This window comes from Bifidobacterium indicum (genome assembly GCF_036987015.1).
GTDB lineage: Bacteria > Actinomycetota > Actinomycetes > Actinomycetales > Bifidobacteriaceae > Bombiscardovia > Bombiscardovia indica.
The window spans coordinates 860,732-883,711 of record NZ_BTXM01000001.1 but is presented as its reverse complement, the minus strand read 5'-3'; the positions used below and the strand labels follow the sequence as shown (position 1 = coordinate 883,711).

General features: G+C 64.6%; 20 protein-coding genes. 12 read left to right on the top strand and 8 right to left on the bottom strand.

What is annotated here, in order from left to right:
• The first annotated feature begins 25 nt into the window (after positions 1-25).
• Positions 26-667, top strand: coding sequence for a guanylate kinase (gene gmk, locus AACP59_RS03790; RefSeq protein WP_297316193.1), 642 nt, complete (start codon positions 26-28; stop codon positions 665-667).
• A gap of 220 nt (positions 668-887) precedes the next feature.
• Here the strand turns inward: gmk and ilvD are convergent, their stop codons facing one another.
• Positions 888-2,747 (bottom strand): dihydroxy-acid dehydratase, encoded by a 1,860-nt coding sequence (ilvD, locus tag AACP59_RS03785; protein WP_339349940.1) that lies wholly within the window; start codon positions 2,745-2,747, stop codon positions 888-890.
• Positions 2,748-2,913: 166 nt separating this feature from the next.
• On the opposite strand from ilvD, the gene rpoZ reads away from it, so the two are divergent.
• The 11 genes from rpoZ to AACP59_RS03730 all read left to right on the top strand — a co-directional run bounded on the left by rpoZ (position 2,914) and on the right by AACP59_RS03730 (position 14,895).
• Entirely contained in the window at positions 2,914-3,198 is a 285-nt protein-coding gene (gene rpoZ / locus AACP59_RS03780) for a DNA-directed RNA polymerase subunit omega (RefSeq protein WP_297316195.1), read from the top strand.
• A gap of 99 nt (positions 3,199-3,297) precedes the next feature.
• Positions 3,298-4,518: a methionine adenosyltransferase gene (metK, locus tag AACP59_RS03775; protein ID WP_339349939.1), complete on the top strand. Its 1,221-nt coding sequence runs from the start codon at positions 3,298-3,300 to the stop codon at positions 4,516-4,518.
• 42 nt (positions 4,519-4,560) lie between these two features.
• On the top strand, positions 4,561-4,791 hold the full coding sequence (locus tag AACP59_RS03770) for a hypothetical protein (protein ID WP_339349938.1): 231 nt from the start codon (positions 4,561-4,563) through the stop codon (positions 4,789-4,791).
• Positions 4,788-7,091 carry a primosomal protein N' family DNA-binding protein gene (locus AACP59_RS03765; RefSeq protein WP_339349937.1) on the top strand — a complete coding sequence of 768 codons (2,304 nt, stop codon included), beginning with the start codon at positions 4,788-4,790 and terminating at the stop codon, positions 7,089-7,091. Before AACP59_RS03770 ends, AACP59_RS03765 begins: the two co-directional genes overlap by 4 nt.
• Before the next feature lie 73 nt (positions 7,092-7,164).
• Positions 7,165-7,869 (top strand): HAD family hydrolase, encoded by a 705-nt coding sequence (locus AACP59_RS03760; RefSeq protein ID WP_339349936.1) that lies wholly within the window; start codon positions 7,165-7,167, stop codon positions 7,867-7,869.
• Between the two features lie 73 nt (positions 7,870-7,942).
• Positions 7,943-8,914 (top strand): methionyl-tRNA formyltransferase, encoded by a 972-nt coding sequence (gene fmt / locus AACP59_RS03755; protein WP_297316243.1) that lies wholly within the window; start codon positions 7,943-7,945, stop codon positions 8,912-8,914.
• Positions 8,915-9,046: 132 nt separating this feature from the next.
• A complete protein-coding gene (gene arc, locus AACP59_RS03750; protein ID WP_370465961.1) occupies positions 9,047-10,681 on the top strand; it encodes a proteasome ATPase in 1,635 nt (544 codons plus the stop codon).
• Positions 10,678-12,273, top strand: a complete 1,596-nt coding sequence (gene dop / locus AACP59_RS03745; RefSeq protein ID WP_339349935.1) for a depupylase/deamidase Dop — start codon at positions 10,678-10,680, stop codon at positions 12,271-12,273. The genes arc and dop overlap by 4 nt, the downstream gene beginning before the upstream one ends.
• 76 nt (positions 12,274-12,349) lie before the next feature.
• Positions 12,350-13,186: an inositol monophosphatase family protein gene (locus tag AACP59_RS03740; protein ID WP_297316200.1), complete on the top strand. Its 837-nt coding sequence runs from the start codon at positions 12,350-12,352 to the stop codon at positions 13,184-13,186.
• A gap of 80 nt (positions 13,187-13,266) precedes the next feature.
• Positions 13,267-13,470 carry a ubiquitin-like protein Pup gene (locus AACP59_RS03735; protein WP_339349933.1) on the top strand — a complete coding sequence of 68 codons (204 nt, stop codon included), beginning with the start codon at positions 13,267-13,269 and terminating at the stop codon, positions 13,468-13,470.
• Positions 13,471-13,473: 3 nt separating this feature from the next.
• A complete protein-coding gene (locus tag AACP59_RS03730) occupies positions 13,474-14,895 on the top strand; it encodes a proteasome accessory factor PafA2 family protein (protein ID WP_339349931.1) in 1,422 nt (473 codons plus the stop codon).
• Positions 14,896-15,003: 108 nt separating this feature from the next.
• Here the strand turns inward: AACP59_RS03730 and AACP59_RS03725 are convergent, their stop codons facing one another.
• The 7 genes from AACP59_RS03725 to AACP59_RS03695 form a co-directional block, all read right to left on the bottom strand.
• Complete coding sequence (locus AACP59_RS03725; protein ID WP_297316203.1) at positions 15,004-15,291, bottom strand: HU family DNA-binding protein; 288 nt, start codon at positions 15,289-15,291, stop codon at positions 15,004-15,006.
• Between the two features lie 224 nt (positions 15,292-15,515).
• Complete coding sequence (locus AACP59_RS03720; RefSeq protein WP_339349928.1) at positions 15,516-17,984, bottom strand: lysylphosphatidylglycerol synthase transmembrane domain-containing protein; 2,469 nt, start codon at positions 17,982-17,984, stop codon at positions 15,516-15,518.
• Positions 17,985-17,986: 2 nt separating this feature from the next.
• Positions 17,987-19,432, bottom strand: coding sequence for an adenylosuccinate lyase (gene purB / locus AACP59_RS03715; protein WP_339349926.1), 1,446 nt, complete (start codon positions 19,430-19,432; stop codon positions 17,987-17,989).
• Between the two features lie 79 nt (positions 19,433-19,511).
• Positions 19,512-20,933 (bottom strand): alpha/beta fold hydrolase, encoded by a 1,422-nt coding sequence (locus tag AACP59_RS03710; protein WP_339349924.1) that lies wholly within the window; start codon positions 20,931-20,933, stop codon positions 19,512-19,514.
• Complete coding sequence (locus AACP59_RS03705) at positions 20,930-21,256, bottom strand: hypothetical protein (protein ID WP_297316207.1); 327 nt, start codon at positions 21,254-21,256, stop codon at positions 20,930-20,932. Before AACP59_RS03705 ends, AACP59_RS03710 begins: the two co-directional genes overlap by 4 nt.
• Positions 21,257-21,356: 100 nt before the next feature.
• A complete protein-coding gene (locus AACP59_RS03700) occupies positions 21,357-21,941 on the bottom strand; it encodes a DUF6466 family protein (RefSeq protein ID WP_297316208.1) in 585 nt (194 codons plus the stop codon).
• Entirely contained in the window at positions 21,938-22,978 is a 1,041-nt protein-coding gene (locus AACP59_RS03695; protein ID WP_297316245.1) for a vWA domain-containing protein, read from the bottom strand. Before AACP59_RS03695 ends, AACP59_RS03700 begins: the two co-directional genes overlap by 4 nt.
• Positions 22,979-22,980: the final 2 nt, after the last annotated feature.

Genomic DNA, 22,980 nt, shown 5'->3' with positions numbered 1-22,980 from the left:
GGGCCGAATGCGGAAAGGATGATCCATGTCAGCCAGTAGTGATGCCGTCACGGAGTCGGGAGAAGCGATTCGACACCAGGGGGAGGGGCGTAGGAGACTGATCGTCATGACCGGTCCCACGGCCGTCGGCAAGGGGACAGTGGAGGCCGCCCTGCGCAAGGCGCATCCCCAGATCTGGGTTTCCGTATCGGCCACGACGCGTGCTCCCCGCCCCGGCGAAAGCAACGGCATCACCTACTGGTTCATGGACGAGGAGGAGTTCGCCCGTAAGGATGCGGCTGGGGAGTTCCTCGAAAGTGCCCTGGTGCACGGAATGTCGCACTATGCCACCCCGCTCAAGCCGGTATTGGAGCATATGGAGGCCGGGGTGCCCACCATTCTTGAAATCGACCTCCAGGGGGCGCAGCGGGTTCGTCAGAGAGCCGGTGAACTGGGGTTGGATGTGGTGTACGTCTTCCTGGCTCCCCCCACCTTCGATGATTTGATCACCCGGCTGAACAAGCGGGGAACCGAGAACGAGGAGCAGCGCAGGAAGCGTCTGGAGACAGCCAAGGTGGAACTGGCCTCGGAGAGCCAGTTCGACGTGGTCATCGTCAATGACTCGGTTGAAAAGGCCGCGGATGCGCTTTGGCAGGTGATTCGCCGGGAGTATGACCTACCGGCCTGAGGGGAATCGATTCGTCGCCGAACTTCGGAGAACTGGTCTCCGCGAGACTTGAGTTCCGAAAACCAGACTTCCGGAACACGAATCTCGGGAAGCCGTGCAGGTCTATGGCCATTCAGGAAGAAGGATGCGAACGGGTTTCTGAAGAGGAATAAGAAGTGCCGCCTGGGTCTGGTCGAAGACCGAAGGCGGCACTCGTGGTATTGAGCCAGACCGGAAGGAATCAGTTCAGGCCGGAGAGCCTGTTGATCAGGTCGGGATCCCTGGTGGCGCCCTTGTCGGCTGAGCGGGCGAAGGCGGCGTATGCCTTGAGGGCCAGGGAGACCTTGCGATCGCGGTGGGCCACGTATCCGTCGCCGGCCTCCAGCTCGTCGCGACGCCGGGCCAGTTCCTCGTCGCTCAGTTCCACATCCACCCTCCGGTTGGGAATGTCGATGCGAATCATGTCGCCGGTGCGGATGAAGGCGATGGGCCCCTTGTTGGCCGCTTCAGGGGCGATGTGTCCGATGGAGAGACCGGAGGAACCGCCGGAATAGCGGCCGTCGGTCAGGAGGGCCACATCCTTGCCGATCCCCTTGCCCTTGACGAATGAGGTCGGGTAGAGCATCTCCTGCATGCCGGGGCCGCCCTTGGGACCCTCGTACCTGATGACCAGTGCCTGCCCTTTCTTCAGGGTCCCGTTCAGAATGACCTCGACGGCCTGCTCCTGGGACTCGACCACCAGGGCCGGCCCGCGGAAGTTCCAGATCTCCTTGGGAACCCCGGCCGTCTTGACCACGCACCCGTCAGGTGCGAGGTTGCCGCGGAGGATGGCCAGGCCGCCCTCGGTCACGGCCGGATGGTCCAGGTCGTGGATGGCCCCGTTGACCCTGTCCGTGTCCAGATCGTCCCATTCGCTGGACTGGTTGAAGGGTTCGGGGGAGGTGATGTGGCCGGGGGCCGCATGATAGAGCTCCTTGGCCTCATCCAGGCAGGTTGGGCGCATGATGTCCCAGTCGTTGAGCTTCGATTCCAGGTCGGGATAGTCGATGGAGTGAGTGTCCTTGTGGAGGACCCCGCCACGATCCAGTTCACCCAGGATGCCGCAGATGCCGCCGGCACGGTGGACGTCGGAGATTTCCCAGTCGCCGGAGGGGGAGGCCTTGCAGATGCAGGGAACCGTGTGGGAGATGTGCTCGATGTCGTCCAGGGTGAAGTCCACGTCGGCGGACTGGGCCGCAGCCAGGATGTGGAGGACCGTGTTGGTGGAACCACCCATGGCCACATCCATGGTCATGGCGTTTTCGAAGGCGTCCTTGGTGGCTATGGACCGGGGAAGGACCGACTCGTCGTCGTCCTGGTAGTAACGGTTGGCGATCTCGACCACCATCCTGCCCGCCTTTTCGAAGAGCATCCGGCGAGAGGTATGGGAGGCCAGGGTGGTGCCGTTGCCGGGGAGGGCCAGGCCCATGGCCTCGGTCAGGCAGTTCATGGAGTTGGCCGTGAACATCCCGGCACAGGAGCCGCAGGTGGGGCAGACGGTCTTCTCCAGGGCCAGGAGTCCGGCATCGTCGACGGAATCATCGGCAGAGGCGTACATGACGTCGATCAGGTCGGTGTTCTCCTCGACGGTTCCGTCAGGCATGACCGTACGACCTGACTCCATGGGGCCGCCCGAGACGAAGACGGTGGGGATGTTCAGCCTCAGGGCGGCCATGAGCATGCCCGGGGTGATCTTGTCACAGTTGGAGATGCAGATCAGGGCATCGGCGCAGTGGGCGTTGACCGAGTACTCGACCGCGTCCGCGATGATGTCGCGGGAGGGCAGTGAGTAGAGCATGCCGGTGTGGCCCATGGCGATGCCGTCATCGACGGCGATGGTGTTGAACTCGCGCGGGATGCCGCCGGCCTCCTGGACGGCCTGGGAGACCAGACGGCCCACCTTGTTCAGATGGACGTGACCAGGTACGAACTCGGAGAATGAATTGGCGATGGCCACAATGGGTTTGCCGAAATCCTCACCCTTGACGCCTGCGGCACGATAGAGAGCACGGGCGCCCGCGAACTCACGTTCCTTCATTAGTTTGGCTGATCTCATCTGCATATTTTTATTCAAGTGACCGGGCCGGGCCCATGACGGGGCATGGTCGCATTGTGGAATACCGCATTCTTCGTCCCGGTGAGAACAGACGTTCCTAAAATCCATCCTGGGCGGTAGACTCGAGTCTGATTGAACGATTGTTCATCCACGTGAATTGGAGCATGAACCTATGGCATTTGGCACTGAGCCCCACCCGCAGGGATTTGCGGATCCTCCCATCGACGATCTGATGCAGCACGCCGATTCGAAGTATGCCCTGTCCATCTTTGCGGCCAAACGTGCTCGCCAGATCAATTCCTACTTCACCCAGCTCAACGAGGGCCTCCTGCAGAACGTCGGCCCCCTGGTCGAGTACCAGAACCAGGAGAAGCCCCTCTCCATCGCCTTCCGTGAGATCAACGAAGGCCTTCTGGAGGAGACCCTGGGCGAGGACGACCTGAGCGAAGGCAACTAATCCGTCTCGTATACGTCCGTATACACCAAGCAATGTCTGGGGAATCGACGCCTCCCACGGCTGAACCAGTCGGTCATGTAGAAACAAGAGGTGGTTGTAATGGCAGAACGACGGCTGATTTCGGCTGAGTCCGTGACGGAGGGGCATCCCGACAAGGTCTGTGACCAGATCTCGGATGCCATCCTCGACGATCTGATCGCCCAGGATCCGCACTCCCATGTGGCTGTGGAGACCTCGGCCGCCACCGGTCTCTTCCTGGTCTTTGGTGAGGTCTCCTCCCAGGGGTACACGGACATCCAGAGCCAGGTCCGTTCCGTCCTGCGCCGGATCGGGTACACATCTTCCGACATAGGTCTGGATGCCGATTCGTGCGGGGTCACGGTCTCCTTGAGCGAGCAGAGTCAGGAGATCAACCAGGGCGTGGATCGCCTGACCGAGACCCGGGAGAGCGCCGCCACCCGCGAGGAGCGGTACGAATCCCAGGGGGCCGGCGACCAGGGCGTCATGTTCGGGTACGCCTGCGACGAGACCGACACCCTGATGCCTCTGCCCATCCACCTGGCCCATAAGCTGGCCTACCGCCTGGCCCGGGTCCGTAAGGAGGGTATCGTCCCCCACCTGCGTCCTGACGGGAAGACCCAGGTCACCATCGAATATGACGAGGATGACCGGCCTGTCCGTGTGGATACGGTTCTGATCTCTACCCAGCACGATCCCGAGGCCGACCATGATTGGCTTCAGGAGCAGCTGGTGGAGCATGTCATCACCCCCGTCCTCGATGAGGTCTGCGGGGATTCGATCGAACATCAGGGCTACCGTGTCCTGGTCAACCCGACGGGTTCCTTCATCCTGGGCGGCCCTGCAGCCGATGCCGGCCTGACCGGACGCAAGATCATCGTCGACACCTATGGTGGGGCTGCCCATCATGGTGGTGGCGCCTTCTCCGGCAAGGATCCCAGCAAGGTGGACCGTTCCGCGGCCTACGCAGCCCGCTGGGTGGCCAAGAACATCGTCGCCGCCGGTCTGGCGCACCGGGTTGAGGTGCAGGTGGCCTACGCCATCGGTGTGGCCGATCCGGTCAGCGTCAACGTGGAGACCTACGGGACCGAGGAGGGTGTGACCCGCGACCAGATCCAGGAGGCCGTCCGCAAGGTCTTCGATCTGAGGCCCGCCGCCATCATCGACGAGCTGGACCTCCTGCGCCCCATCTACTCCAAGACCGCTGCTTACGGACACTTCGGCCGCAACGATCCCGACTTCACCTGGGAGGGCGTCGACAAGGTGGGCGAGCTCAAGGCCGCCGTCGGCATGGCCGAGTAAGGCAAAGGGGCCGCGCGGATAGGGCGGGCCATAGAGGTTTTCATGGGCCACGGCACACTCCTGGAAGGATTCGGGGGTGGTCGTGGTCCCTTCATGTCGGTACGGATGGGTGCGGTGGACCGGTCGGGGGTGGTTGTTCTGTTCGAGCAGGGTCAGTGCGGGAGCGACCGTGTCCAAGCTCTTGCGGATATGCTGGAGGAGATCTGCGCGCCGAATCATGAACCCGACATGGCAAGGGGTGCCCATCATCACGTCAGGAGGTTGAGCCGATGAATCCGGAGGAGGCTCAGCAGCTGGCCCTGGATGGTCTGGCCCCGAGGAAACCGCGCCGGACACGTGCCACCAAGCAGCATGTACCGGCCGATCGGGATCCGGTGGCCCAGGTGGTCCTGAACGTCCAGGCCACCCACCTGGGCGGTACTTTTGACTACCTGGTCGACCGGGATCAGGACCAGGGTGCCCAGCCCGGATCCCTGGTCAGGGTGCGCTTCGGCCGTCAACTGATCAACGGAGTGATCTGGGGAAGGCAAGGGACCAGCCAGGTCCCGGCCTCATCCCTCCGGTATCTGGAACGGGTCATCATTCCCCATGCCCTGGTCTCGGCCTCCCTGCGTGAGGACATCACCGGGATAGCCCGGGCTTACGGGGGGACCGAGGCCAACATCCTCCGTCTGGCCGTACCGCCCCGGGTTGCCCGGATCGACAAGGAGCAGCAACTGGTCCCCGGACAGCCCCGCCTGGCCTCCGACATGGACGGGGTGGCCCGGCTGGACCGCGTCACGGCCGGGGTCAGGGAGGACCTGAATCGGGATTACGACCGGCTGGGGGAATTCGCCCAGGCCCTGCAATCGCAGACCTTTGCCTCCTTCCTGGCGGATATCGGTCCCGGTCCGGGGCGTGCCGAACTCCTGGCGGCCTGGTCCCTGGTCGAGGCCCTTCTGGCCGGAAGGTCGGCCGTCATGGTCCTGCCTGATATGCGGGCGGTCGAGCACCTTTCCTCCACCCTTCAGGCCTTGGGGCTGGCGCCCTTTGGACCACGGACCGGTGGCATCGGCGATCCGGGCGGGCCGGGCTGGGCGGGCGATTACGCCATTCTGGATTCCTCGATGGCCCCGGCCGAGCGATACCGGTCCTACCTGGCCCTGGCCTCAGGGCAGGTGCGGTGCGTCATCGGACTCCGTGCGGCCATGTATGCCCCGGTCGAGGGCCCGGCCCTCTTCGCCCTGATGGATGATGCCGCCTACCAGAGTGCGGATGGGATGATGCCCTATGCCAACGCCCGGGGGGTTCTGAGGTTGCGGGCCAAGACCCATGGCGGTGTCTTCCTGGTCTTGGCCCGGTCCAGGAGCGTCCGATCCCAGTGGGAGAGCGGGCCCTTGGCCAAAGAGGTCGATTCCGGCGTCACCGGTCCGATTCGTCCCCTGCATTCCTCGGACACCCCGGGCAGGGCGCGCCTGCCCTGGGTCAGATGGCTGAACCGTGAGGAACTGACCCGTCTGGCCGACCCCACCATCGGCGCCAGGGTTCCCCATACGGCTGTTTCCGCTCTTCGCAAGGCCCTGGACGCAGGACCCGTCCTCCTCTCCATACCCCAGGATGGCTTCAGCCAGGCCTTGAGTTGCGCCCGTTGCCACCGCCAGGCACGGTGCCCCAGGTGTACCGGACCCCTCCAGTCCACCCGCGAAGCCGTGCCTCGCTGTGCCTGGTGCGGTGTTGCCGCCACCAACTGGACCTGCCCGGTCTGCGGCGGGGAACGGCTGCGGGTGGTCAGGGTCGGGGCGGCAGGCACCGCCCAGGAGCTGAGGATGCTCTTCAGGAATGTCCCCATCCTTATTTCATCACCCAGCCAACCCCGGGGTCCGGTTTCCGAGGTGGACCAGAAGTCCCGTCTGGTCATCGCCACACCGGGAGCCGAGCCGATCGTGGTTCCGCGGCGCGGGGCCGACGACCAGGGTGCTGTCGACGGCGTGCATTCCGATTCCCTGGATCACAGGCCCGGATATGCGGCCATCGCCATCCTGGATGCCTGGACCAGCCTGTACGCCCAGGGGGTGGATGCCCGTATCGACACCCTCTCCGACTGGATGCGAACCGCCTCCCTCTGCCGACCTCGGGATCAGGGCGGCCAGGTATTCCTCCTGGGCGAGACGGATCCGCAGTTGGCCCAGGCCCTGATTACCTGGAGGAGTCCCCTCCTGGCCGGGGCCGAGCTGGACGATCGACGGGTGACCGGCATGCCGCCCGCCTACTCCCTGGCCACCATCTGGGGAGGGCGGAGGGCCGTGACATGGATTCTCGACAGGATCGGAGCCGCCACCGGTGACCTGGCCCTGCTCAAGACCGAGGAGGGGGAGGTGCCCGCCACCCTGGGTCCGGTGCCCATACCGCCCCCTAGGACCCTTGTGGCCCGTCAGTTGGAAGGAACCCAGGATCGGGTCAGGGCCCTGGTCAGGGTCACCACGGAGCAGCGTGACCTCCTGGCGGACCTGCTCAGGCGGGGCCTGTCCGAATACCTGGCCAAGCGGGGACGGGAGGAACTGAAGTTCCAGATGGACCCCAAGGACCTGACCTAGGCGGCCCTCGGGGGTCTATGAGGCATGCTTGCATGGAGGGGACGATGCAACGCGAGGAAAGGTGTCGAGAACGATGATTGGATGGCCCGGAGAGGTCGAGGTCCCCACTGATGTCATACTGGCCGATGACCAGGCCCGGTCGTCTCAGGGACGGCCCATCAGGCAGGTCATCTTCGACTTCGGCAACGTCCTGATCTACTGGAAACCGGAAATGGCCATGGTTTCCCGGTACGGTCCCGAATCCATCAGGGAGATGCTGGACAACGACAAGTCGGGGTTCTTCGATGCCAATAACATGATGGATGGTGGCGCTTCCTGCCGGGAGGCCCAGGCCTGGGTCCACGAGCGGCACGGTGCCCCCTGGGATCGCATGTTCACCTATTATTGCGAGAATTTCGTGGACTCCCTGACCGGTCCTGTGCCGGGGGCGCGGGTCCTGGTCAAGGACCTGAAGGCCCTGGGGGTCGGGGTCTGGGGCCTGTCGAACTGGGGCACCGAGCTCTTCCCCTACGCCTGGGAGCAGTACCCCATCCTGCATGACCTGGACGACCTGGTGGTCTCCGGCCCCGTCCATATGCGCAAGCCCCACCAGGACATCTACCAGTACGCCCTGCAGAAGTTCGGCATCAGGGCCGAGGATGCCCTCTTCATCGATGACAAGGGGATGAACGTGGTGGCTGCCAACCAGGCGGGCATCAGGAGCGTCTGCCTGAAGGATCCCTATAAACTCAGGACCCTCCTGATCGAATCTGGTTTGGACATACCCCAGGTCAAATGAAGGATGCCGATGATTGGCCTGGGCGGCTTGCCTTCCCGGCCGACGGCGGAATGCGGAGGAGTGAATCCATATGGTGATGAAGATCTTGTTTGCGGGTACACCGGATGTGGCCCTGCCCTCCCTGAGGCTCCTGGCAGGTGACCAGGAGCACTTCCATGTTGTAGCTGTCCTGACCAGGCCGGACGCCCCCAAGGGGAGGGGTCGAAGGCTGGAGCCCAGTCCGGTCAAGGCGGCGGCCCTGGACCTGGGTATTCCCGTCATCGAGGCCGACCCCAAGGGGGTTGACTTCGTCGACCGACTTAGGCGGACCGGGGCCGAATACGCCGCCGTCGTGGCCTATGGGCAGATTCTGAAGAAGCCCGTCCTGGACGCCATGCCGGGGGGCTGGTATAACCTCCACTTCTCCCTCCTGCCCCAGTGGAGGGGGGCTGCTCCTGTGCAACGGGCCATCTGGTCGGGGGAGACGATTACCGGGGCCACGGTCTTCCGCCTGACCCCAGGTATGGATGAGGGGCCCATCCTGGCCCAGTCCACCGTGGAGATCGGACCACATGAGACCTCCGGTCAGCTCCTGAACCGCCTGGCCGAGGATGGATCCCACCTCCTGGCGGCCTCCCTGGAGGCACTGGCGGAGGGGAGGGTCCTCCCTGTCGACCAGCCCCACGGTGCCTATGAGGTGGCCAGAAAGGTCACCAGCCAGGATGCCCACATCAGGTTCGACCTGCCCGTCTTCGCCCCAGACCGGCAGATCCGGGCCTGCACACCCAACCCAGGGGCCTGGTGCCAGGTGCATGAGGACGGGAAAGGCGGGAGCCGGGTCACTCAGGTCAAGGTCCTGGAGGCCGCGCCTGCCCGCCCCGACCAGTCCGGATTGCCGGAGGGGCTGAGACCGGGTTGTCTGTATATGACCAAGAAACACATCTGGGTGGGGACCTCTTCGGCCCCCCTGGAGCTCCTCCAGGTCAAGGCCGCCGGGAAGAAGGCCATGCGGGCCATCGACTGGGCCAGGGGTGCGCGGTTGGAAAACGGGGCCTACTGCGACTGATGGACCCAGGTCCTGCCGGGGAATCCCGGCCACCAGCATGCGGGCCCCCGACCACCGGCGGGGCCTGGACGCGGTTAGCATCGGGGAAGAGGAAGGTCGGTTCCTGTAGGTTCCGACCAGGTCGAGGAGGATATGGTGAGTGGACAAGATCACGGGGTTCCCGATGGGGGTCTGCACCCGGATGGCTCGCCCCTGACCGGACCCACGGATGCCCAGGAAGAAGGCTTTCCCCAGGACCAGGCGGCCGCCATGGATGCCCTCAGGGAGCGTAACCATGCCCTGGTCCAGGCTCTGAACCGGGCCGGTAAGGAACTGACCAAGGCCAAGACCCAGTTGGCTCAGATGGCCTCACCACCCATGAACCTTGCCCTGGCCCTGGGGGTGGATTCGGTTTCCTTCGATGAGATGGGTGTCCAGCATGCCAACCTGGAGGTCCTCTATGGGTCCCGCAGGATGGTTCTGGCCCTGGCGCCCGGGGTGAGGGCCGACAGGGTCAGGCCGGGGCAGACCCTGCTGCTGGACGAGAACATGGTGGTCGTCCAGGTGCGCGACCAGGCAGGAAGCGGACCACTCCGCCAGGTCAGCCGGATCATGGATTCCGGTGCCCTGGTCGTCCAGGACACCTCGGGTGCCTCCAGCCTGGTCGAACGATCCGGTGCCCTGATGGACACGGACCTGAGCGTGGGCAACCAGGTCATGGTCGATCCCTCCGGGCAGATGGCCCTGGCCCGGGTTCCCGAGGAGGACCGGAACGACCTGGTCCTGGAGGAGGTGCCGGATGTCACCTTTGCCGACATCGGCGGCCTGGACCGGCAGATCGACCGGATCCGTGACGCCATCCAGCTTCCCTTCCTCCACAAGGACCTCTTCCGCCGTTTCGCCCTCAACCCACCCAAGGGCCTCCTCCTCTACGGTCCCCCCGGCAACGGGAAGACCATGATCGCCAAGGCCGTGGCCAACAGCCTGGCCAGGGGGTCGGGCACCCGGGGCGTCTTCCTTTCGGTCAAGGGGCCGGAGCTGCTCAACAAGTTCGTCGGGGAGTCGGAACGGCTCATGCGGCGGATCTTCGAGCGGGCACGCCAGCGCGCCGGCCAGGGTGGGCCGGTCATCGTCTTCATCGACGAGATGGACTCCCTCCTGCGCACCAGGGGGTCGGGCATCTCATCGGACGTGGAAACCACAATCGTCCCCCAGTTCCTGGCCGAACTGGATGGGGTCGAAGCCCTGGATAATGTCATGGTCATCGGAGCCTCCAACAGGATCGACATGATCGACCCCGCCGTGTTGCGGCCGGGCCGGTTGGATGTGAAAGTCCGTATCGACCGGCCTGGTCGGGAGGCGGCCGCCTCCATACTCTCCCGGTACGTGACCTCTGACCTTCCCCTGGCGGCCGGAACGAGCGGGGGTGACCTGGTCCAGGTCCTGGTCAGGGATGTCTACCGCCAGGACCCGGGCCGGAAGGTCTGCGATCTGCTTGACCAGGATGGCCGGTGGAACCCGCTGTACATGAGCCAGCTGATCTCGGGCGCCATGTTGCGCAACATCGTGGACAGGGCCAAGACCATGGCCGTCAAGGACTCCATCCGTCAGGACAGGGAGGTCGGTCTGGATGCCGACCGGTGCCTGAAGGCCGTCCAGGAGGAATACCTGGACATGCTCGACTCCGTGGGCGACCAGAATCCCGAGCAATGGGCCCGTACCGCCGGGCTGACCGCAGGGCGGGTGAGTGACATCCGTCTGGTCGACAGGGCCGGGGCCGAGTCATGAGGGTGGAGCGCGTGGTCGGCACCGAAACCGAGTACGCCATTGCGACCGGGGACGGGTCACGGGCCAACCCGGTGGCTCTCTCCCTGGAGCTGGTCCGGGCGGCTGCCGACCCAGCGCGCTCGCGCATCCACTGGGATTATGGCCGGGAGGACCCGGTCAACGATGCCCGCACCGGACGTCTGCCCAGGGCCATGGCCAGACCGAGCATGCTGACGGATTCGCCCCAGGCCGCCCTGATCAACGTCCTGGCCCCCAACGGGGGCCGTATCTACGTCGATCACGCCCACCCAGAGTATTCCTCTCCCGAAACCACGGACCCCTTCCAGGCGCTGACCTATGACCGGGCCGGCGACCTCCTCATGGCCCAGGCGGCAGCACGTGCCGGTCAGGGGGGCGAGGGCCACGGCCTGCGACTCTACAAGAACAACGTGGACGGGAAGGGGGCCTGCTGGGGGACCCATGAGAACTACCTGATGGACCGTTCCGTGCCCTTTGCCCGGGTGGCGGCCCTGATGACCATCCACTTCGTGACCCGCCAGATCTTCACCGGTTCCGGCAGGGTGGGCCTGGGATCCGAGGGGAGGGGGTCCGGCTACCAGATAGGGCAGCGGGCCGACTACCTCCAATCCAGAATTGGTCTGCAGACCACCTTCGACCGGCCCATCATCAACACCAGGGACGAATCTCACAGCACCGCCTCCACCCGGCGGTTCCATGTCATTGCCGGGGATGCCAACCGGATGGACCTGCCCCAGGTCCTCAAGGTGGGGACGACCAGTATGCTCCTGGCCCTCCTGGAGGATGCCGAGACCGCCGGGTTCGACCTTGATGCCCTCCTGGGGCGTCTGGCCATGGACGATCCGGTGGCGGCCGTGCGGGTCGTCTCCCGGGATCTGAGCCTCAAGGAGCCTCTGGCCCTGGAATCGGGCAGGCGGGAATCCGCCCTGGAGATTCAGTATGACCTCCTCGAAGGGGTCTGCCAGGCGGGTGCGGCCCTCTATGGAAGGGACGGGGAGGGGCAACCCGCCTGGCCCGGTGAGGCCACCGGGAGGGTCATGGAACTCTGGAGAGGGGCCCTGGAGGATCTGGACCAGGTCCGCGGGGCCGATGCGGATGGGCGGATGGGCATGACCGCCCAGGCCGGTCGTTTGGAGTGGCTCTTGAAGTGGCAGCTCCTGGAGGGCCTGCGCCGTCGTCGTTCCATTCGGGATTGGGCCGACCCCCGCCTGGCTGCCCTGGACATCGAATGGGCCCGCCTTGACCCGGGGCATGACCTGCCTTCCCGCCTTGCAACCCGCATCCAGTCAGCGGTATCTCCGGAAGCGGTCGAGGCCGCCACCGACCAGGCGCCCGCCGGCACCAGGGCCTGGTTCAGATCCCGCCTCCTGCACGACTGCCCCGAAGTCATCCGGTCCATGTCCTGGAGCCGGGTGGTCCTGGCCGACCCGGATGGGGATGAAGGGCAGGCCCTGGACATGGACTTGACCGACCCGACAGGCCACACCGAAGCCGATTGCCGGGGACTATTGGAACATTCTGGGAATATTGGCCGGTGGCTCCTCAAGGGGGAGGGACGCGACCTATACTGCTGATATCGGATGAGCGGGGTCAAGCCAATGGATGGATTCGTCCTGGTACTTCTGCCGGGCCGATGTGAAAGAGAGAAATATGGAATTGCGTGAATTGGCCATGCAGGTCGCCACCATAGCGGTCGAGGCCGGTCGTCATGCCCTCCAGGACCAGATCAACCCCCACGATCCTCGAAGCACCTCGGCCATCGACCGGGGCACCCAGTTCTCCTCCGGTATCGACACCCGCCTGATTCGCTACTGCCGGACCAAGATCGCCAACCTGGAGCCCTTCGACGGGTTCTGGGAGGAGGAGGCCGGCAACCGCAGGCCAGGCGGTCGGTACTGGTGCTTGGGCCACATTGATGGGCCGGTCAACTATGTCAGGAACATGGCCGAGTGGACCGTCACCATCTCCCTCTTCGCGGTTGACGGGACCGGGCACGCGTCGCCGGTCATGGGCATTGTCCACGCCCCGGTCCTGGGGCTGACCTACCTCGCCGCCAAGGGCGAGGGGGCCATCCGCATCAGGCGGACCATCGTGGGCGACAAACGGGAGAAGATCATCCCCTCCACCATGGATACCCTCAAGGGGTCGGTCATCAGCTTCGGAATGTCATACTTCCCCAATGAATCCGAGCAGGTCCTTCAGATCGTCTCCCGTATGGCCGGTAAACCTGCCGATATCAAGCGTGTGGGGCCTGTTTCCCTGGACCTCTGCCGGGTGGCTGACGGCAGCTACGACGCCTACTTCGAGCCTGCCCTTCATTCCTGGGACATCCCCGCCGTCTCCGCGGCCGCAGTGGTGGTCCGCGAAGCCAAGGGGACCCTCTGGCGGTGGGACGGCGGCCACGTCCGCTGGGAGGGCAGCAACGACGTCGTGGCGACCAATGGCCTGATGGACAAGGAACTGGGTTCCTATCTGGTATCCGACTAGTCCCGGGCGGTCGAAAGCGGTATAAGGGATGGTGGGCGTACCCGGAAATAACCAGGTCGCCACGATAGGAGGTCAGGATCATGCCACAGGAGTTCAGCCGGCTTTCGTCTTCAGCCCGGTCGGGGCAGAAGCAGACGGAGGAGGATACCGGGACCGCCAGTGCTTCGGCCCGGGCCCGGACCCAGGACACTTCCCTGGATTCCGTCCTGGACGACATCGAATCCACCTTGGAGGACAACGCCGAAGAGTACGTCAAGGGGTTCGTGCAAAAGGGCGGTGAGTAACTGATGGACCGGGCTCCAGGCATCGATCACCGTCGTATCTTCGGCATCGAGACCGAATACGGGGTCAGCCTGACCGGTGGCGACGGGGACTGCAGCGCCGGGCAGGTGGCCATGGCCATGTTCCGGAGCCTGGTGGAACGGAACCGGTCCACCAATATCTACCTTTCCAACGGGGCCCGGCTGTATCTGGACGTCGGTTCCCATCCCGAATACGCCACGGCAGAGGCCCTGACTCCCATGGATGCCCTGATCCAGGACCTGGCGGGGGAGCGGATCATGGCGAATCTGGCCCGTCAGGCCGGATCCATCCTGGCGGACCGGTTGGGGCCGGGCGCCCGGGTGCACGTATTCAAGAACAACGTCGATGCCCGGGGGCACTCCTTCGGATGCCACGAGAACTACCTCCTGCGCCGTCAGGTCCCCCTGGAGATGGTCCGCGGGCAGCTGGTGCCCTTCCTGGTGACCCGGCAGCTCTTCACCGGGGCCGGACGGTTGGGCGAGGATGGTTTCCAGCTCAGTCAGCGGGCGGATTTCCTGGATGAGGCCGTTTCCTCGGCCACGACCCGTGCCCGCCCCATGGTCAATACCCGCGACGAGCCCCATGCCGACCCCGACCGGTATCGGCGCCTGCACGTCATCCTCGGGGATTCCAACCGTTCCCAGACGGTCACTTGGCTCAAGCTGGCCACCACCCATCTGGTCCTGGGCCTGATCGAGGAGGAAGTCCTGGCCGGGAGGTCCATCCCCTTCGGTGACTGTGCCCTGGCCGATCCGGGTGCAGCCATGAGGTCGGTCAGCAGGGACAGGAACGGCAGGGTTCCCCTGGACCTGGAGGGTGGCGGGACCGTATCAGCCCTGGATCTGCAGAACCGGTACTGGGAGGCCTGCAGGGCCTATATCGATGATTCCGGCGATCAGACCGGGGTGGGCATTCCCATGGTCGGAAAGGTCCTGGTCCTGTGGCGTGCGGCCCTGGATGCCCTGGATGCCGGTCGCTGGGAGGATCTGGCCGACTGGGTCGATTGGGCCGCCAAACTCAGGCTTCTCAAGGGGGAGGAGGCACGCGGGGCCGATGCCCTCAAAGCCAGGCGTCTGGACCTGGACTACCACGACATCGCCTCCGGCCGGTCCTATGGGGCCCTGGTCCGGCATGGGATGATGCGCACCCTGGTGGACGACCATCGCATAGGGGAGGCCCTGCGGACGCCCCCACAGACCACCAGGGCGCGGCTGCGGGGAAACTTCGTGGCCAGGGCGGAGACGACGCCCCTCCAGTGGTCCTGCGACTGGACCCGCCTGGTCCTCCAGGGCAACCACCGACATGAGGTGAGGCTGATGGACCCCTTTGCCCACGAGTCTGACGAGGCTTATCTGGCCATGATGGGAGAGCTGGCCCAGGACCGGGCGGTGTCCGATCCCGTCTGAATGCCGCTGCCGGTTCACTGGCCGCCCACTGGGAGGTCCGGGCGGGGATACGCAAACAGGCCCGGCCCATAGGGGCCGGGCCTGTTGAAAACCGGTGAGGTCGTCAGCTCACTTCTTGTTGGAAACAGCCTTCTTCAACAGGGAACCAGCGGAGATACGGACGCCGTAGCTCGCGGGAATCTTGATGGTCTCGCCCGTGCGGGGGTTGCGGCCGGTACGAGCGGCACGCTTGACGCGCTCGGCAGAGAAGAGACCGGTGAGTTTCAGGCCCTCTCCGGACTTCATGGCCTCAACGAAGACATCCTGGAAGGCGTTGACGGCCGCTTCGGCCTGGGCCTTGGTCAGATTCGACTTCTGAGCAATCTTCGAGACAAGATCAGATTTGTTGTATGCCATAGAGCATCCTTCTTTCGGGGGCTCCCCTGCTTCCTTTGTTGTGGAAAGCCCAACGGTCAATGACTGATATTAGCGCAGATGGGGGTCAAGCACCGCATTTTCCGGGGGTTTCCCGGTATTTCCGCTTCATTTTCTTTCCAAGTTTCACGTTTCGGACCATTTCAGACCTCCAAATGACCATTCGGGACTCGGATTCGGCCCAGGATAAGGCTAAACCCCAATGCTCAGATCAGATTGCGTCGGCTGAGCCAGCGCATGGCCAGGGCACCAAGTGGGATGCGTAGCCAGTAGTTGGCCACACGGAAGACCAGGGTGGCCGATATGGCGACACCGGAGGGAACCCCGGCCAGTCGGAAGGCCGAGAAGAGCACCGCCTCTATGGCACCCAATCCGCCGGGGGTGGGCACGGCCGATCCCAGGGTGTTGGCCAGGAGGAAGACGAAGGTGGTCTCGAAGATGTTCGTCCTGCACCCGAAGGCCATCAGGGCGGCCCAGAAGCTCAGGCCCAGGGCGGCGGACTGGAGTACGGCCCCCGAGGCGGCCATCAGGAGCTGACGGGGTTGGGTCAGGATGTCGACCAAATGGCGCGCGTAGGAGGCCACGATGGGCATGAGGCGGTCCACGACCAGCCGCCTGGTGTAGGGGATGGCCATGGCCAGGGCGGCGACGATGGCCACCACCCCGATCACGATGACCAGGGTGTTGGTGGGAATCATCCCCGAGAGGGTGTTGCGGCCCGTGAAGAGGCCGATGACCACCAGGAGCACGAAAGTGGTGGCGAACTGGACCGCCACCACGGCGCTCATGATGGCTGTGGCCATGGTGTTGTCGTACCCGCTCCTGCGCAGGAACTGGAGATTGACAAAGGCCGGCCCCACGCCGGCTGGCATGGAGACCGAGGTGAAGGACGAGGCCACTTGGGAAAGGAAGATGCCGCGCAGGTTGCGTTTCCTCTTGTCGATGAAGACACCCAGGGTGACGGCGCATCCCACCCAGGAGAATGACCCCAGTATGAAGGAAAGGCCGACCACCCAGGGGTTGGCGTTGCGGACGGCCTGGATGACCTGTTGGAGGTTGAACTGGGTGAGGATGACGATGGCCGCCACAACCAGGAGGGCAAGGGCCAGGAAGCTGCGCAGGCTGAACCTGGACAGGCTGACCTGGTCCATGGACCCGACGGACTCCGGTGGCGCCATGGCCCGTAGCCGTGCACGCAGGTCCGACATGACCTGCCTGTCCCATCCGGGCAGGGCCTGGGTCTGTGCGGGGATGGCCACCATCTGCACAAAGGGGGTCAGGGCGACCATGGTCGTCTCGCCCCAGGATTCCAAGCCGATCCGGACTGCCTCCTCGGCGCTCAGGGCGGCGGTCATCAGGCTGAGGAGCTGGACCCGGTCCAGGGCCGTATTGGCCGAGGAGCTGGCGCTGTCGCCGTTTTCCCAGCCGGCGATGACCGCATGGCCCTCCCTGTCCATGGCCAAGGTGCTCGGAGTGATGCGCCGATGGGTGTAGCCGCGACCGTTGGCCTTGTCCAGGAAGTCCATGAGCTGACGGGCCTGGTCCGCATCCAGGTGGTCCAGGTCGATGGGGGTCAGGTGGATGTCGTCATGGAAGACCAGGATGGAGGACTCGGCGTTCTCGGCCAGGCCGTAGGGGTGGAGGGCGGGAAGCCCCAGGTCACGCAGCTCGAACAGGACGGCCATGTGATGCTGCATGGAGTCCCTGACGGACCTGTCCCGACGCATGGAGACACCGGAGAGCTTGATCCACTGCCAGATCTGCATCAGGTATCCGGCCGTGTGGAGCTGGCCGTCCATGACTGAAATCGTGTAGGCAGTGCCTGCCTTGTCCCTGGCCCTGTAGATTCTCGAGGCCTCGATCAGGTCGTCATCCAGGCAGGGGATGGGTTGTCCATCCGCGTCCATGGTGGCATCCACGCGGGTAAGCTCGGCCAGGTCGATGCCGATGGAGGCCACGGCCTGGACCACCCCATCCCCCCAGGCGCCCTTGCTCTGGGTGCCTGCGATGTAGCGGATGACCATGCCGGTCATCCGGCCCAGGAGGAGGGATACCAGGACCCCGCTGGCCGAATTGGACGAGATGATGACCATGATGACGGCCACCACATACAGGGCGTTCCACCCCCACTTGACCGTGCTGCGCAGGCGACGGGGTCCTGCCGCGCTCAGGAAGGCGGCCAGGCCGGCGTAGATGTCGGGCAGGAGGACGGGTGAGCCAAAGGCGTTCTGGGAGCTGAAGGAGGCGATCAGGGTGGGGTTGTGGGTGGAGATGATCAGATTGGAGATGACCAGGATCAGCCCGTACCCCATGAACATGGCCAGGGGGGCGGTGATGGATTGGACCCATTCACGGTTGATCAGAAGATTGATCAGAACCGCCAGAACCACGGTCACGGTAACGGCCTGCTGGAGGAAGTTGGTGGGCACATCCATGAGCCAATCCATGGCGTTGCCCGCCTGCCGCATATCCGACTCGACGCCGGCCGCCGTCCCTTTCAGGTAGACGGCAGCCAGGGCTATCAGCAGGGCCATGATCAGCGAAGCCAGGGCCCGAAGCAGATCCTCGGCATCATGGACCCGCTGGGGTGGGGTATCCACGATGGTGGGTTCGTCGGTCACCGGGGATTGGCCCTCCCCGGACTTCTCCTGCTTTTGGTTGGGAACCTCGGTCATGGTCAGTCGCGATCGAAGTCCACCAATGTATCGGCGGCCCCGGTGTAGGAGGACGGAGTCAGGGACTTGAGCCTCCGGGCCGTTTCCGGATCCAGGTCCAGGGTGTCGATGAAGCGCTCGACATCCCCCCTGCCGATCCGGTGGCCTCGCATCAGCTCTTTGACCCGCTCATAGGGGTCCTCCATCCCGGCCCGGCCGGCAAGGCCAGCGGCCCGCATGGCGGTCTGGATGGGTTCACCCAGGACCTCCCAGTTGTTGTCCAGCTCCTCCTGCATGACCTGGGTGTTGGGGTGGATGGCCGCCAGGCCCCCCTTGAGGTTATCCAGGGCCAAAAGGCTGTATCCCAAGGCGGAACCGATGTTGCGCTGGGTGGTGGAATCGGTCAGATCGCGCTGCCACCTGGTCTCGGTCAGGGTGGCTGCCAGGGTGTCCAGGAGGGCGCAGGAGATCTCCAGGTTGGCCTCGGCGTTCTCGAAACGGATCGGATTGACCTTGTGGGGCATGGTGCTGGAGCCGGTGGCCCCTTTGACCGGTTCCTGGGCGAAGACGCCCCGGGAGATGTACATCCAGACATCAACGGCAAGGTTGTGCAGAATCCGTCCGGTGTGGCTGATGGTCGAGTAGAGCTCGGCCTGCCAGTCATGGGATTCGATCTGGGTCGTCAGGGGATTCCAGACCAGTCCCATGCGTCCGGTGACGAATTCCCTGGAGAGACGGACCCAATCCACGTCAGGGGCGGCGGCCAGGTGGGCGCCGAAGGTTCCGGTGGCCCCGTTGATCTTGCCCAGGTACTCCTGATGGCGGACCCGGTCCAGCTGTCGGCTGAGCCGGTGGACATAGACGGCCATCTCCTTGCCCAGGGTGGTGGGGGTGGCCGGCTGTCCATGGGTCAGGGCCAGCATGGGTAGGCCACGATGGGTGGTGGCCATCTCGGCCAGACGGTCCACAATGGCCTGGGCCGCAGGGAGCCAGACCTGCTCGACCGCGCCACGGATGCACCGGGCGTAGGAGAGGTTGTTGATGTCTTCGCTGGTGCAGGCGAAATGGACCAGCGCCTTCAACCGGGGCAGTTGCGTACCGGCGCCCAGGCTTCCCTCGGCCTTCTCCAGTCGGCGGTCCAGGTAATATTCCACCGCCTTGACGTCGTGGTGGGTCCGTGCTTCGATTTCCGCCAGGTCCTCGATACCCTGGTCGTCGAAATCCTCGGGGATGGCGCGCAGGTAGGCCTGCTCATCGGCGGTCAGGGGTTCGATGCCCGGAAGGATGGGCTGGTTGCCCTGGTCGGGGTACCCATTGGCGAGGAGAATCATCCATTCGACCTCGACCCGCATGCGCTCGCGGTTCAGGGCCGGCTCGCTGAGGTGGTCCACCAAGGGTGAGGTCTGCATGCGGTAACGCCCATCCAGAGGATTGAGGGCAATGGCAGGTGTGACTCGGCTCAGGTTCATGCCCCCCAGTCTAGGCGAAACCGCCAACCGGACGACATTCGCTCCCGGGCCCGTGTTCTCCGGCCTGACCTGTCATCCGTCAATCCCGTAACCTGCCCTGATAGTAGGTGGTCTCCACCAGGTCGCCACGGGTTGACCGGGCGAAGTGCTCATCCTGCTCGATGATTTTTGGTGACCCTTTGGCCAGGGCATTCTGCCAGGCCGCCCTCTGATAGTTCATGCCGTGGGTCGACTCCACGGTCCCCTTGGTGAATGGGACCGGTTGCCTGGAGTAGGGGGCGTTCGCCTGGGCCGGTGTGGTGCCTGCATCCCGGCCCCGGACCGTCAGCCGATGGTCCCGCTCGGTGTTGTCCCTGGCATCCAGGCTGGAGACCAGCTCCTCCTGCATCTCAACACTGGTGGTCCAGGTCAGCGGGGCTATGGGGTGGTTGCCGATGGGGGAGCCGGCCGTCACCACATGTTCGAATCGGTACCGGTCCGCCATGTCGCTGGCCAGGGTGGCTGCCACGATTCCGCCCTGGGAGTGCCCGACCAGACTGACCCGGTCTACAGGCGCCACCCCGGCCATGCCCATCGCCTCGGTCACCAGGCGGGTGGAGGCGGCCTGCGTGCGGGTGCCTGGCCTGTCGCTCATGAGCTGGAGATTCTGCCCCCAGCCGATGGCCGAGTCGGGGTGGGAACTAGTTCCAGGTATGTAGACCACCCAACGGATATCTCCATCAGCATCCCTGTATTTCTGCACGGCGATGGTGTCATAGGAGAAGCCCTGGTCACGGGAGCCCAGGCGTTGCAGGTTGTCCAGGGCCTGGTCAATGCAGTGGGCGCTTTCCAACCCGTCACCGCCCGGCCTGACCGGGGTCACCTCCAACCTGCGTTGAGAAGTGGGCATGGCCCGGCTCAGCCACTCCGAGAAATGACCTATGGGGGATCTGGAAAAGGGGACGAGTCGCTCAGACAGGGCCAGGATCGTGTCCTGATGGAGGGGTGAGGTCGTTTCCAGGAATTCCGCCAGACTGACCATGTGGCCTTTGACCAGGGAGTCCCCCAGATACGTGCAGAGAGTCATGACCGCCAGGGTCCTTATGTTTTCCAGGGGGTTGAATCTGACCGGACCGACAAGAACGGTCGCCAGTATGCCGGACATGCGCGATTCCGCCTCGGAATATAGGGAATAGGCCCCGGTCAGGGCTTCCGCCTGATCCGATAGGAGGGTGGTCAGGTCCTGGCAGTCATCGCATTGGGAATCGCAGGTTCTGATGGCGAAGTCGAAGGGGAAGACCGCGTGCCCGCCATCCTGGACCCGGCTTCCGTTCAGGGAGGGACAGGTCAGGGTCAGGCTCCTGCTCCTCGCCAATCCTAAATTGGTCAGGCTCCATCCCTCCTGGAGGGATGCGATGCTGGTGGCGAACTGGTTGAGCTGGTCGGCCATCCGGGTCAGCTGTTCGAGTTGAACCCGGGTGTATCCATTGGATCCGACCTGCGAGGACACCTGCCGCATCATGGCCGGGTCTCTTCATCCAGGAGCTGTCTGGCCTGCATCAGTGAAGATGCCTGGTCATCGGCCAGGTCGGAGGCCCGGATCAGATTCTCCCTGAAGGCCCGGGCGGACTGGCCCTCCCAGTCGATGGCCCCGGCCTGGTCGATCAGGGCATGGGCATCATTGAGAACCTGTTCGGTCTGGTCGATCAGTGCGGTCATCATCCGGGAGCAACGGGCCACGCTCCGATGACAGTCGCAGGTGGATGCCTGGTCAAGGTCCGCCCCGGTCGTCCCTCCCGCGGGCTGACCGAAGAGGGTGGGTGGGATGAAGGGGGAATTGATCATATGCCCATCTCACCAGGGCCGAAAGGAGAGGAGCACCATCCGGGGTGGATGTGGTCAAATGTGCGTCGGAGGTCAGGCCTGCCTTGACGGTCTGCTTTACCTACCAGGGTTTGTCCGTCTTCTGGTCTTCCTTTGCATGGTCGGTCTGGGTGCCCCCCGATGGATCGTGGGTCTGCTGGCTCTGCTTCAGGATTTCATCCACCTTCTCCTGTTGGTCCTTGGTCAGCCCCTGCTGTCCCTGCTTGCCTGTGCCGGATTGCCCCGGGGAGCCTGCGAACCGCCCCGCGCCCCCCTTGGAGGCCTCCTGGCTGCGGAGCTGTCTGGTCGCCCGCCGGGTCAGCCTGTCGCTGACGGCCCGGCTCTGCTGTATGGTCTGCCTGGTACCCGGCAGAAGAATCGGGCCCATGGATTCCGCCTGGTGAAAGAGCTGGTCGGTCTGCTCCTGGATGGCCTTGATCTTGGCCGGGTCGGCATCGGACCGGTTGGCCTCGGCGATGCTGGTGTTCAGGGAGTGGGTGGCTTGGTTGTAGGTGCTGATGGCGTTGATGTTGGTCAGGCCCCAGGCCGCGATCAGAGCCATGATCAGCCCCAGGAAGGCCAGGATTATTCTCGCTCCCAGCATCCTCTTCCCGCTCACGGTCTCCGTTCCGGTCGTCTCTGACGAATTGTGCGCTGCCGAGTTCATAGGAGCCTCCTTGAGGTCCTGATCCAGTCGGCCAGCTCCCAGATCAGGAGAATCACCTCCACCAGGGCCAGGGGCCAGATCAGCGGGGTGACGTGTCGGCGGATCTTGGTCACCGTGGTCACCCGATATTGCTTCGAGGCCTTGGCCGTGGTTCCCGAATCAAGGGTGCGGCCCTTGTCAAGATGTTCGAACGAACCGCTCATCTCGTCGGCCAGGGCCTTCAGGTTCTTCTGATCCATGGTGGAGATGCCGGGCTGACCGGTCTGGGGGTCCTTGACCCATTGATCATCGCCCTCGGGGTGGGTGCCCTCAGTGCCCTCCAGGGTGTCCTGGCTGACGGGGATCCGGCCGCCCGTCGCGGATCCGGTTCCCAGCACGAAGGCGTCATCCAGGTAGGCGCGCAGGGTCGAGAAGGACCGCCGCGGATGGCTGCTCGTCTGTTCGCCATCGGTGATCAGGTAGAGGAGGATCCGGTCGTCGGGATGCTGCTGCCTGGTCTCCTTCATGGAGATGACCAGCTGATCCAGGGGGGCGTCCAGGTTGGACCCGGCAGACTGGGAGGTGGGTTCGGTCCGCAGACCCCGGCTCCAGTTTCCGATGGCCCGGTCATCCGGTGTCAGGGGGAGGTCCAGGGTGCCCGACATTCCGAAACGGAGGGCCGCAAAGGAGGCATCGGGGTAGGCCTTGGTCAGGTCGTCCACGGCCAGACGGGCGGCCTCCAGGCGCGAGATGTCGCTGTGGTCCCCGTAGGCGGCGTCCTTGACGGCCATGGAGCCGGTTACGTCGACGGCGATATAGACATCGGTGGCGTTGATGGCCCGGTTGGTGGTCTGGCTGACCACGCTGGGGGTCAGGACCATGAGGGCCAGCACCAGGACCATGACCGTCCGTCGAACCGTGGCCAGGGTCCCCGCATCCGTGTGCCCCTTGGCGCGGTGGTGCGTAATGGGGATGGCCGCGGCCAGGAGCAGGAGGAGGGCAGTCAGTATTCCCCCGCCCGTCCATCCCAGGGAGGGGTCCAGGGTCAGACCGTTCAGTA

Bases quoted from the DNA above. Each gene is read 5' to 3' on its own strand.
- gmk (WP_297316193.1), top strand. From the start codon at position 26: ATGTCAGCCAGTAGTGATGCCGTCACGGAGTCGGGAGAAGCGATTCGA.
- ilvD (WP_339349940.1), bottom strand. From the start codon at position 2,747: ATGCAGATGAGATCAGCCAAACTAATGAAGGAACGTGAGTTCGCGGGC.
- rpoZ (WP_297316195.1), top strand. From the start codon at position 2,914: ATGGCATTTGGCACTGAGCCCCACCCGCAGGGATTTGCGGATCCTCCC.
- metK (WP_339349939.1), top strand. From the start codon at position 3,298: ATGGCAGAACGACGGCTGATTTCGGCTGAGTCCGTGACGGAGGGGCAT.
- AACP59_RS03770 (WP_339349938.1), top strand. From the start codon at position 4,561: ATGGGCCACGGCACACTCCTGGAAGGATTCGGGGGTGGTCGTGGTCCC.
- AACP59_RS03765 (WP_339349937.1), top strand. From the start codon at position 4,788: ATGAATCCGGAGGAGGCTCAGCAGCTGGCCCTGGATGGTCTGGCCCCG.
- AACP59_RS03760 (WP_339349936.1), top strand. From the start codon at position 7,165: ATGATTGGATGGCCCGGAGAGGTCGAGGTCCCCACTGATGTCATACTG.
- arc (WP_370465961.1), top strand. From the start codon at position 9,047: ATGGTGAGTGGACAAGATCACGGGGTTCCCGATGGGGGTCTGCACCCG.
- dop (WP_339349935.1), top strand. From the start codon at position 10,678: ATGAGGGTGGAGCGCGTGGTCGGCACCGAAACCGAGTACGCCATTGCG.
- AACP59_RS03740 (WP_297316200.1), top strand. From the start codon at position 12,350: ATGGAATTGCGTGAATTGGCCATGCAGGTCGCCACCATAGCGGTCGAG.
- AACP59_RS03735 (WP_339349933.1), top strand. From the start codon at position 13,267: ATGCCACAGGAGTTCAGCCGGCTTTCGTCTTCAGCCCGGTCGGGGCAG.
- AACP59_RS03730 (WP_339349931.1), top strand. From the start codon at position 13,474: ATGGACCGGGCTCCAGGCATCGATCACCGTCGTATCTTCGGCATCGAG.
- AACP59_RS03725 (WP_297316203.1), bottom strand. From the start codon at position 15,291: ATGGCATACAACAAATCTGATCTTGTCTCGAAGATTGCTCAGAAGTCG.
- AACP59_RS03720 (WP_339349928.1), bottom strand. From the start codon at position 17,984: ATGACCGAGGTTCCCAACCAAAAGCAGGAGAAGTCCGGGGAGGGCCAA.
- purB (WP_339349926.1), bottom strand. From the start codon at position 19,432: ATGAACCTGAGCCGAGTCACACCTGCCATTGCCCTCAATCCTCTGGAT.
- AACP59_RS03710 (WP_339349924.1), bottom strand. From the start codon at position 20,933: ATGATGCGGCAGGTGTCCTCGCAGGTCGGATCCAATGGATACACCCGG.
- AACP59_RS03705 (WP_297316207.1), bottom strand. From the start codon at position 21,256: ATGATCAATTCCCCCTTCATCCCACCCACCCTCTTCGGTCAGCCCGCG.
- AACP59_RS03700 (WP_297316208.1), bottom strand. From the start codon at position 21,941: ATGAACTCGGCAGCGCACAATTCGTCAGAGACGACCGGAACGGAGACC.